Source organism: Candidatus Palauibacter australiensis, from assembly GCA_026705295.1.
Classification (GTDB): Bacteria; Gemmatimonadota; Gemmatimonadetes; order Palauibacterales; family Palauibacteraceae; genus Palauibacter; species Palauibacter australiensis.
On the sequence record JAPPBA010000104.1, the window covers coordinates 1 to 10397 of the forward strand.

Consider the following 10397-nt stretch of genomic DNA (forward strand, 5'->3'; position numbering starts at 1 on the left):
CCCGAACGTGAGGAAGAGGACTACCTCGAGCCCTTCTACACCTTCGCGCGCAACGCCCTGTCCAAGGCGAAGTACTTTCACCGCCGGTCCGGCCTGCCCGTGCTCGCGGACGATTCCGGCCTCTGCGTGGATGCCCTCGGAGGCGGCCCGGGCGTGCGGACCCGGCGTTTCGCGCCGCCCGATCGCGTCGCGCGCTGGGGGCGGGATGAAGCGAACAACCGCTGGCTGCTCGAGCAGCTGGAAGATGTGGACGCGGGGCGTCGCGGGGCGCACTATCGTTGCGCGGTTGCGCTCACCGACGACCTGCGCCACGAAGTCGTGGAGGGCATCGTGCGCGGCCGGATCGCGCGACGGCCGAGCGGCTCGGGAGGCTTCGGTTACGACCCGCTCTTCGTGCCGGAAGGCCACGACCGCACCTACGCAGAGCTGCCCGCGGCGGTGAAGACGGCGACGAGCCACCGTGCGAGGGCGATCCGACAGGCCAGGGGATGGATCGAAAGGGAAGTGCTGCGGTGACCTTGCGCGCGTTGAATCGGGGCGGCCGGATTTGAACCGGCGACCCCCTGCTCCCAAAGCAGGTGCGCTACCGGACTGCGCCACGCCCCGAAGCCCCGAAAGATGGACCGCCCGGGAGGTCGAAGCCACCCCGGCGCCGGAGGCCGCGTGAAGTTCCGCGGGGTCTTCGCGCGGAGAGCCGGGGCGGGGAAGCTGTTCGCCATGATGGGGCTGGCAGCGCTCGTCCTCTTCGTCATCGGGATCCTGCGGCCCCTCCGCAGCGCCTTCGCCCTCTCGGGGCTGGCCGCGGGCGACTTCTACCAGGTGTACTTCATCAGCGCGGCGGTCGTGGTCGTCGCTCCGATCTACAACTTCCTGTCGGATCGCATCTCGTGGCGCCGCCTCATCCCCCTGACGGCGGCGTTCTTCGCGCTCAGCATGGTCGCCTTCCGCCTCCTCTACCAGCCGGGGGAGGCGTGGTTCGGGCTGGTCTTCTACGGCTGGTACGACGTGCTGGCGGCCTCGCTCGTCACGCACTTCTACATCGCGACGCAGATCTTCTACAACGCGCGCGATGCGAAGCGCGCCTATCCGATCGTCATCGCCTCGGGTTCGGCCGGGGCCACGCTCGGAGCGCTCCTCACGACCGTCTTCACCTCGGGCGGCGGGCCGTCCGAGAACCTGCTTCTCGTGGCGGGCGCAGCGCTCCTTGCGCTGGCGGGTGGTCTCGCTCTTGTCTGGTCGCGGGAGCCGCCGGAGCCGCCATCCGAGTATGCGCACGCGGAAGATCCCGAACTCGAGCGTAGCGATCTGCGGCGCATGGCCGCGCACCCGCAGGTGCGGCTCATCGCGGCCACCGTGCTGCTGACGATCGTCGTCAAGCAGTTCATCGACTACCAGTACAACACGCTCACGCGCGAGGTCTTCACCGATCTGGGCGCGATCGCCGGCTTCCTGGCCTTCGTCGACGTGCTCACGCAATGGCTCCCGATCGTCGTCCTCCTCGCGTTGCGTCCGGTCCTGCGCCGCTGGGGGGCCGCGGTGGCGGTCATCATCTTCCCCGTGGCCGTGATCCTCGCGACCGGGGCGCTCGCCGCCGCCGTGTGGCTGTCTGCCGCCGCGCTCGCCGTCGCCGTCGGGGCCCGGACGACGGAGAAGACGTTCCGCTATTCCGCCGAGCGCACGGGCCGCGAGATCCTCTACGTCCCCGTCCCGGAGGACATCAAGCTCAAGGCGAAGTCGTACATCGACGTGGCGGTGGAGAAGGGCCTGGGGAAGGCGCTTTCAGGCGTCCTCATCATGATCCCCTCGCTCGCTCTCGCCGGCCTCTCGATCATGGGCCGGCTCATCATCCTCGGCGTCGTCGGCGTGGCGCTGGCGGGCGTCCTGCTGCTCGCGTTCCTCAGGGTGCGAAAGTCGTACGTCACCAGTCTCGCGCAATCCTTCGAGGGGCGCTTCGCCAGCCTGCGCGGAACCTTCGTGTCGATGGAGGATGTGGGGGCGCTGGCGCTCGCGCGGGACGCGCTCGGGGACGAGCGGCCGCTGAAGGTCGCGTTCGCCTTCGACGTCCTGCGCGGTGCCACGCCGGAGGACATCGAGGCGCTCTACCCGGAACTGTACCGTCTCCTCGGGCACGAGAGCCCCGGTCTGCGGGCGAGGGCGCTTCAGTCGCTGTCGCGCGCTCCCGGCCTTTCGAACGAAGAGGCGGTGCGGGCTCGGCTCGAGGACCCGGATTCCGGCGTGCGGCGAAACGCGGCCCGACTCCTCGCCCTGAAGGCGGCGCCGCGCGCCCGCGATGTCCTCATCCCGCTCCTCGACTCGGAGTCGGCGAACGCCCGCTCGGCCGCGCTGGACTGCCTGTTCAGCGACTTCGGCGCCGCGCGGGCCGAACGCATAGCGACCCCCCGTTTCGAGCACCTGCTTCGGGAACATGAGCGGGGTGCGCTCGAAGGATCCGGCGCCCGCGAGCTGGCGACGGCGGCGGGACTCGTCCCCGGTCATCCGGCGGTGGAGCGCATCCTCCTCGAACTCGTCTCCGATCCCCGCGAGGATGTCGCGGCGGCCGCCGTGCGCAGCGCAGCGCGGCTTCCGCAGCCGGCCCTCGTGCAGGCGGCCATCGCGTCGCTGGCGATCCCCCGGACGCGGAGCGCGGCCCGTGAAGGCCTCGCGGGGCGCGGGGAGGAGATCGTCGAACCTCTGCTCGCGGCACTTTCAGACCCTGCCGGCGACCCCTGGGTCCGCCGGGGCGTGGCCAGCGTGCTCGGCGAGATCGCGACGCCCGCGACGATCGACGCCCTCATCACGTCCTATCTGCTGCCGGAGACCGAGCAGGCGCTCGACGACCAGGCGCTCGTGTCGCTCCACCGCCTGCGCACACAGCACGATCACCTCACGTTTCCGGCGGAGAGGGTGCTCGAGGCCGTGGAGCGCGAAGTGCAGGCGTCCCGGCGCTACGCCCGCGCCGCTACCGCGCTCGAGGGGGTGCCGGCAGCGATACCCCGGACGCTCCTCCTGCAGGCGCTGGACGAGGCGAGGAGGGACCGGCGGGCGAGTGTCTTCCGGTGGCTCGGGCTCGTGTACCCCGAGCAGCCGATGCGGCGCAGCTACCTGGCCCTCGAGAGCGGGCAGCCGCGCCGCCGGGCGAACGCGCTGGAATGGATCGAGACCACGGTCGGGCACCGCACGTTCTCCGACCTCAGGCCGGTGCTCGCGGAGGAGACCCCGCAAGGGCCCTCGCGGGGTGCGGGAGGGGTGCTGCGGGAGCTGTGGGACGATGAGGACGCCTGGATCGCGCGGTGCGCGCTCTGGACGTCCTTCGAAACCGACCGCGGCGCGCTGGGCGAGGCTCTCTCCGGTTACACCCCGGCGGAACCGGCGCTGGCGATGGTGGCCCGCAGACTTGCGCGACGGGCAGAATCCTCCGCACAGGTTGAGGGAGATGAACGGGACGAGGAAGAGATGGAACTGATCGAAAAGGTATTCCGCCTGCAGAGCGTGGATCTCCTCTCCGGAGTGGAGAGCCGGCAACTCGCGCTCCTCGCCTCCATCGCGAGGGAGGTCGAGGTGCGGCCCGACGCCATCTTCATCCGCAGAGGGGAGCCGACGGACGCCCTCTACCTCGTGATCCACGGCGAAGTCTCACTCGAGGCGGCCGGAGAGGAATCGATTTCCATCGCCGATGGAGAAGCGTTCGGGACGTGGGCGCTGATCGACGAACACCCGAGCCTCGTCGAAGCGCGCGCCGTCGAGTCCACCCGCGTGCTGCGCATCACGCGGGAGGATTTTCGAGATCTCCTCATCGACCACCCGGAACTCGGCCTCGACCTGCTCCGCGGACTCGCGAGTCGCGTTCGCGGCCTGGCGATGACATGATCCGACATGGATGAGATCAAGCCGGACGGGGGCACCGTGATGGTCGTCGACGACGAGGACATGGTCGTGGATGCCATTCAGGGGTTCCTGGAGCTGGAAACGGACCACCTCGTCCTCCCCTTCACGTCGGCGCGCGACGCCCTGGCCCATTTGGAGGAGGAGCCGGTCCACGCGATCGTGGCTGACCTCATGATGCCCGAACTCGACGGGGTGCAGTTCCTGACGCGGGCCCGCAGGCTGAGGCCGGAGGCCGCGCGGATCCTGCTCACGGGCTACGCCGACAAGGAAAACGCCATCCTCGCGATCAACGAAGCCGGGCTCTACCAGTACCTTGAGAAGCCGTGGAACAACGACGCGCTGGCCTTCGCCATCCGCAACGGGGTCGAACGAAGCCTGCTCTTCCGCGCCCTGACCGAACGCATAGCCGAACTCGAGGCGGCCAACGACGAACTCGCCGGACTCCGGCAGCGCTGGATACAGGCCTTCCTGTGAGCGAGCCGGGACTCGGGCCGACGGCTCGGGAGATCACCCAGGCCCGACTCGCGACGCTCGGCATGCTCGTCGCGGGGATCGCGCACGAACTCAACACGCCGCTGGGCGCGCTGAACAGCAACCACCACGTCATCGAGCGCGCGCTCCTCAAGCTGGGGAAGATCCTCGAGGACGAGGTCGTCACGCCGGACGAACTCGACGAAGTGCGGCGGGTCGTGCGGGCCACGGAGTCGGTGCTGCGAACGAACGGCATCGCGGTGGAACGCATGGTTAACCTCGTCCGGAACCTGCGGAACTTCGGCCGACCCACGACCTCCGAGCCTCGTCCCGTGGACCTTCACGAAGGCATAGAGGGCACGCTGGCCCTTCTCGGACACGAGTTGAAGGAGATCGCGGTCGTCCGCGACTTCGGGGAGCTGCCGCCCGTCGTGTGCCATCCGAATCGGATCAACCAGGTGTTCATGAACCTCGTGCACAACGCGGCGCAGGCCATGGGCGACGGCGGCGTACTCACGATACGGACGTGTGCGGAAGGGGAACGCGCCCGCGTCCGCGTCGCCGACACGGGCCGCGGCATCCCGCCCGACGTCATCGAGGAGATCTTCGAACCCGGCTTCACCACCAAGGGGGAACGGATCGGGATGGGGCTGGGTCTCGCGATCACGCTCCAGATCGTACACCAGCACGGAGGAGACATCTCGGTTGAAAGCGAACCGGGACTCGGGACGACCTTCGACGTGTACCTCCCGCTCCGGCAGCCCACGGGTCCCGCACGGAAGGAGGCTCCGAAATGATGCGACGCGCCGATCCGTTCCGCGCCCTGGTCCTCGTCGCGGCGATGGTCGCCCTTGCGGCGCCGGCCCCGGCGGCGGCCCAGGACGCCAATTTCCTTCTCCCCATCGCCGAGATCGAACGGATCCTCCGCGAGGGCGAAATCCAGGTCCTCGACGTACACCCGTCCCGCGGTCTTCCCGGAGAGCGCACGTACCGGGTGACGCTGCAGTCCGGCGACCACGTGCTCCAGGTCAAGTACGCCCCGGCCAGCGAGGGCGCGGACGAGTTCAACAACCAGCCCCGCTACGAACTGGCGGCCTACGATGTCCAGACCCTCTTCCTCGACGAGCGGGAAATGGTCGTCCCTCCGACCGCGATCCGTGCGTTCCCCATCGATGCCGTCCGGTCGACGGTCGCCCGGACGGGGGACGCGGCCATGCCACCGGAACCGACCTTCGACGAGTGGCCGATGACCCTCGTCGCGCTCCAGTACTGGATGTTCAACGTCGACGTTCCCGACGAACTGCCCGACGACGACCGGATCGAGGAGGACGAGGCCTACGAGCGCCTGCTCGGGAACTTCAACCTCCTGACCTACATCATCCGTCACAGCGACTCGAACGAGGGGAACTTCGTGCAGTCGTTGGATCCCGCGTGGCCGCGCGTGTTCAGCGTCGACAACGGCGTGGCGTTCGCGAGCGAGCCGAGCAACCGCGGCACGGAGTGGCGCAACCTGCGCCTCGACCGCTACCCGGCCTCGGCCATCGACCGGCTGCGCGGTCTCTCGCTCGAGGAGTTGCAGGCGCGACTCGGCGTCCTCGTCCAGCTCGAGCTGCGGGGCGGGAACTTCGTGGAGGTGGAGCCGACAGCGAATCTCGACCCCGGCCGCGGGGTTCGGCGGGATGCGGAGCGGATCCAGCTCGGCCTGACGGATCGGGAGATAGGGGCCATACACCGGCGCATCGTCCGTTTGCTGGAGCGGGTCGATGACGGCCGCTACGAGTTGATTCCCTGAGATCTCGGCGTCGGATGTCGGGTCTGCTGTGCTGTGCCGTCGCCGCTACGGGGGCGGGGTGGGCCGGCGCGTCGGCGCCCGCTTCCGGCGACGCGACGCCGCCGGCCGGCTCTCCCGCGCGAACGGGGCAGCCCGGCTGGCACGTCGCGGGGGAGTACGGACTCTACGTCGCCTTCGCCGATGCCGGCCTCGAAGTGCGCTGGCTGACGGAGGAGGAGCGGCCCGGCCGGGTGCGGGCGATCGTCGATGGACGGGTGGTCGATGAGCAGACGACGGAGCCGGGATACGCCCACGCGGCTCGCCTGCGGGTACGGGCGCGCGAGGTCACGCTCGAATACGGAACGGAACCTCCGGACGGCGCTGGCGGGGCCACGCCTCTTCACCGAACCCGGGTCTGGGCGGTGCCTCCGCCCGCGGAAGTCGACCTTGCGAGCCAGGACTCGGTGTTCGTGTTCGGAGATGTGCACGGCGAGTTCGACCGCGTCATCACGCTACTCGGCCTGGCCGGTCTGATCGACGCGGAGCGGCGCTGGACGGGCGGCGACGCGGTGGTTGCCTTTCTCGGGGACCTGTTCGACCGCGGCAACGACGTGACCCGCCTGCTCTGGTTCGTCTACGGCCTGGAGCGGGAGGCCATGGCTGCGGGCGGCCGGGTCATCACGCTCCTCGGCAACCATGAAGCGATGGTCCTGACCGGCGACCTCCGCTACGTGGCGCCGAAGGAACAGACGATCGGTGAACTGCACGGCATGTCCTACGAGACGCTGTTCGATCCGGAGAGGTCCGTCCTCGGACGCTGGATCGCCGCCAAGCCCGGACTCGTTCGACTGGAGGATCTGCTGCTCGCGCACGGGGGCGTGAGTCCGGCATATGTCGACACTTCGCTCGAGGAGTACCAGGACACGCTGGAGACCTTCATCGCGGAACCGTTGTTTACGAAATGGCGGGACGAAGCGTCCCTCCGCGAATATGTCCGCCAGACCCGGCTCGATACCGCCCAGATCTACCGCCGGTACGACTTCTTCTTCGGACCGGAGAGCGTGCTCTGGTATCGGGACCTGGTGCTCACCGACACGCTCGGTGGCCACCTCGATGCCGTCCTGGAGCGCTTCGGGGCCCGCATTCACGTCGTCGGACACACCCCCGTGCGCACGATCCGGGAGAGCTACGGGGGCAAGCTCATCGCCGCGGACCTGCTCGACGCCGCCGCCGAGATGCTCCTTCTTGCGCGCCGGCCGGAAGGCGGGTGGGATCGGTTCGCGTTGTCCGTCGACGGTAGCGCCCGGCCGCTCCGCCTCGCGCCCTGAGGGTGGCGCAAGCCGGCGGTGGGGAACTACGCCTCCGAGACTGTCTCGCCCGGTTCGGGCATCCGGTAGCCGACGCCGCGCTCGTTTAGGATGTAGGCGGCGCGGGTCCCGTCCTCGCCCAGCTTTCGCCGCAGCCTCTTGACGACGGCGTGGACGAGCTTCGGGGCGCGGTGGTCCGGATGCCGCCCCCAGGCGCTGCGGAACAGAGAACGATACGTGGACACGCGCCCCGCGTTCGCGGACAGCGCGCGCAGCACCTCGTACTCCGTGGCCGTCAGTTCCAGTGGGCGGCCGGCCAGGGTCGCCTGGCGCCGTTCGTAGTCGATCGCGAGTTGTCCGAGCACGAAGGGCGCCGGTTCGGAGTGCTTCCGCAGCGCGGCCCGAACTCTCGCCGCAAGCTCGGTCGGGGAGAACGGTTTGACGATGTAGTCGACGGCGCCGGCGCCAAGGGCCCGGGCGATCGTCTCGTCCCGTCCATAGGCGGAGATGAAGATGACCGGCAGATTGGCCAGTTCGGGAACATGCTGCATCAGCGCAATCCCGTCGGTCCCGGTCAGCATGAGGTCGAGCAGGATCAGGTGGGGTTTCTCGGTCCGGATGACGTGTGACAGTTCCCGGTGGTCGCCGGTCACGAAGGCGGCGTAGCCCTCCGCGGTGAGCACGTCACGGACATGGCGCAGCGCCTGCGGATCGTCGTCCACCACCAGGATGCGCTCCCGGGCCCGGCGCGGTCGGTGCGGGCCCACCGAATCCGGGACGGAGTCCGCTCTTCGAGGGTCCCCATCGGCATGTTCGGCCACCGGGACCGTGAAGGTGAACCTGGCCCCCTGGCCCTCCCCGGCACTCCTGGCCCAGATGCGCCCGCCGTGAGCCTCGACCAGTCCCTTGCAGATGGCCAGGCCCAGACCCCCGTCCAGATCCTGCCTCGCATCCCCTGTGCCGGCGTATTTTCGGAACAGGTGCGGGAGGCGCTCCACCGGAATGCCCCGGCCGTGGTCGGAGACCGAGATCGCGACGTGAGCGTTCTCCTGCCTTGCCGAAACCCTGATGGGCGATGACTCCGGAGAGTGCCTGGCCGCATTGGCGAAGAGGTTGTTCAGTACTTGCACGATGCGTTGTCGATCCACCGACACGCCGGGCAGAGCCTCGGGACGTGAACCGCGTGCCGCGCGCCGCCGTGTAGGAAGGTGTTCCTCGCCTGGTCCACCAGCGTTGCCACGTCCGAGGGTTCGGTCGAGACCGACAGTGTGCCTGTGGCGATTCGCCCGGCATCCAGCAAATCACCGATGAGACTGCTCATCTGATCGGCCTGCAGGTCGATGATGCGGAAGAACTGCAGCATTTCAGGTGTGGAGAAGCCCGGTGAAGTGCCGAGCACGGTTGCCGTAGACCCCTTGATCGAGGTGAGCGGCGCGCGCAACTCGTGACTCACGATCGCAAGGAACTCGGTCCGCAACCGTTCGAGTTCCTCGAATGGCGCCAGATCCTGCATCGTCACGACAACCGACCGGACCGCGCCCTCGGCCGCGTGGATCGGTGTGGCGTTGATCAGCGTGGTCACGCTCCGACCATCGGGGACCGAGAGCGTCATCTCCTCCGTACGAACCGTCTCGCCTCTGCTCAGCTCCTGCGCCAGCGGGAACTCTGCCAGCGAGATCTCGCGTCCATCGGCGCGCCGACAGGTGACCACATCCCGCAACTCCTCAACGGGGCGGCCGGGCAGGCTCAGCCCCTCGACGATCCGCCGTGCCTCGCGGTTGAATACGGACTCGCCCGTTTCGGTATCGATGACCACCACACCCACGGGCGATGTCTCGATCAGAGTCTCCAGGTCAGCCCGTGCCCGGAGCGCGTCGCGGTGGGCCCGGGCGTTGGCGATCGCGGTCGCGGCCTGCGAGGCGAACAGCAACAGGACTTCTTCGTCGGTGCTCGTGAACTCCTCCCCGCCCTCCTTCTCGGCAAGAAAGAAACTCCCGACGTCGACACCCCGGTACTTCATTGGCGCGATCAGCATCGCCGTGGACCAGATGAGGTCCGACGAGAGCCCGAGCGACCGAACGTAGGCCTGCAGGTCCGCCAGCCGCAGCGGCGCCGCAAGATCCCGGAAATGAGTGAAGAGGCGTGGTGCGTCCGACCACGCCGCAACCTCGCGGTCTTCGTCGAGCGTGAAACCGGAGGCGACGAACTCCGCGACACTTCCGGTGTGGTCGACCGTCGCGACCATGCCATAGCGGGCCCCCGTCAGAGCGCGGGCGCTGTCGACGACCTCCCGAAGCACGGTGTCCAGGTCGAGGCTGTCGCTGACGCGCAGCACGGCCGCGCTCAGCCTCGAGACGCGTTCCTGGAGCGCCTCGATCTGTCGCCGCAGCCCCTCGGGATCGTCCGTCATCGGCGGGGAGGAGCCGCTTGGGCGGCAAGTTGAGCATATCGCCGAAATATCGCCAACATACAGCCTCCTGTCGCCCATGGATCGCACACAATCGCCTATCATGTAACGGCTTATGATGTTGGCCACCGAATTCGGTGGTCAAGTCAGCCCCTCCTCCCCAAAGGTGCGAGCTTGTCCAAGCCGCTTGGCGCTCCGCGTGGCGACCGCCCGTTGATTCGGACTCGGACCGCTGCAACCGCCTTTCTGCTCGCGGGTTTCGCCGGGATCCTGTCCTGCGGAGGAGGGGAGACGCCTCAAGAGCCGCCACCTCCGCCTCCGCCACCACCTCCGGTTGCCCCGGTGCCGGTCGGCTCGATACCGGCGCAGACGCTCAACGTGGGCGAGACGGTGAGGCTCGACGTGACCTCGTACTTCCGCGACCCGGATGGAGGGGCCCTGACGTATGCGGCCTCGTCGCTGGCGCCCGGAGTGGTGTCCGTGTCGCAGCTCGGGAGTGTGCTCACCATGGTCGGGGTCGCGGAGGGGACGGCGACGGTGACGCTCATGTCTTTTG

The 10397-nt window shown here is 68.7% G+C and carries 9 protein-coding genes and 1 tRNA gene; 7 read left to right on the forward strand and 3 right to left on the reverse strand.

The window, feature by feature from the left end:
* Window positions 1-516: non-canonical purine NTP pyrophosphatase (locus tag OXN85_07995; protein ID MCY3599897.1), on the forward strand; the 516-nt coding region annotated here is incomplete at its 5' end.
* Window positions 517-532: 16 nt separating this feature from the next.
* Here the strand turns inward: OXN85_07995 and OXN85_08000 are convergent.
* Window positions 533-606: transfer RNA gene (locus OXN85_08000), tRNA-Pro, on the reverse strand.
* 57 nt (window positions 607-663) lie between these two features.
* Between OXN85_08000 and OXN85_08005 the strand changes: the two genes are divergently transcribed.
* Genes OXN85_08005 through OXN85_08025 form a run of 5 tightly spaced genes read left to right on the forward strand, consistent with a single transcriptional unit; the run spans window position 664 to window position 7455 of the window.
* The gene (locus OXN85_08005; GenBank protein ID MCY3599898.1) at window positions 664-3867 is read left to right on the forward strand and encodes a HEAT repeat domain-containing protein; all 3204 of its coding nucleotides are present in this window, start codon (window positions 664-666) and stop codon (window positions 3865-3867) included.
* A 6-nt stretch (window positions 3868-3873) separates the two neighbouring features.
* A complete protein-coding gene (locus tag OXN85_08010) occupies window positions 3874-4359 on the forward strand; it encodes a response regulator (GenBank protein MCY3599899.1) in 486 nt (161 codons plus the stop codon).
* Window positions 4356-5153 carry an ATP-binding protein gene (locus OXN85_08015; GenBank protein MCY3599900.1) on the forward strand — a complete coding sequence of 266 codons (798 nt, stop codon included), beginning with the start codon at window positions 4356-4358 and terminating at the stop codon, window positions 5151-5153. The genes OXN85_08010 and OXN85_08015 overlap by 4 nt, the downstream gene beginning before the upstream one ends.
* Window positions 5150-6148, forward strand: coding sequence for a hypothetical protein (locus OXN85_08020; GenBank protein MCY3599901.1), 999 nt, complete (start codon window positions 5150-5152; stop codon window positions 6146-6148). Before OXN85_08015 ends, OXN85_08020 begins: the two co-directional genes overlap by 4 nt.
* A gap of 14 nt (window positions 6149-6162) precedes the next feature.
* The gene (locus OXN85_08025) at window positions 6163-7455 is read left to right on the forward strand and encodes a metallophosphoesterase (GenBank protein MCY3599902.1); all 1293 of its coding nucleotides are present in this window, start codon (window positions 6163-6165) and stop codon (window positions 7453-7455) included.
* 26 nt (window positions 7456-7481) lie between these two features.
* Here the strand turns inward: OXN85_08025 and OXN85_08030 are convergent, their stop codons facing one another.
* Window positions 7482-8564 carry a response regulator gene (locus tag OXN85_08030; protein ID MCY3599903.1) on the reverse strand — a complete coding sequence of 361 codons (1083 nt, stop codon included), beginning with the start codon at window positions 8562-8564 and terminating at the stop codon, window positions 7482-7484.
* A complete protein-coding gene (locus tag OXN85_08035) occupies window positions 8552-9844 on the reverse strand; it encodes a GAF domain-containing protein (GenBank protein ID MCY3599904.1) in 1293 nt (430 codons plus the stop codon). The genes OXN85_08030 and OXN85_08035 overlap by 13 nt, the downstream gene beginning before the upstream one ends.
* Window positions 9845-10183: 339 nt before the next feature.
* Here OXN85_08035 and OXN85_08040 point away from each other — a divergent pair.
* The coding region (locus OXN85_08040; protein MCY3599905.1) for an Ig-like domain-containing protein at window positions 10184-10397 on the forward strand (214 nt) is incomplete at its 3' end.

What these genes read in the sequence shown, in the direction of transcription:
- OXN85_08010 (MCY3599899.1), top strand. Translation starts at nt 3,874, where the DNA reads ATGGATGAGATCAAGCCGGACGGGGGCACCGTGATGGTCGTCGACGAC.
- OXN85_08020 (MCY3599901.1), top strand. Translation starts at nt 5,150, where the DNA reads ATGATGCGACGCGCCGATCCGTTCCGCGCCCTGGTCCTCGTCGCGGCG.
- OXN85_08025 (MCY3599902.1), top strand. Translation starts at nt 6,163, where the DNA reads ATGTCGGGTCTGCTGTGCTGTGCCGTCGCCGCTACGGGGGCGGGGTGG.
- OXN85_08035 (MCY3599904.1), bottom strand. Translation starts at nt 9,844, where the DNA reads ATGACGGACGATCCCGAGGGGCTGCGGCGACAGATCGAGGCGCTCCAG.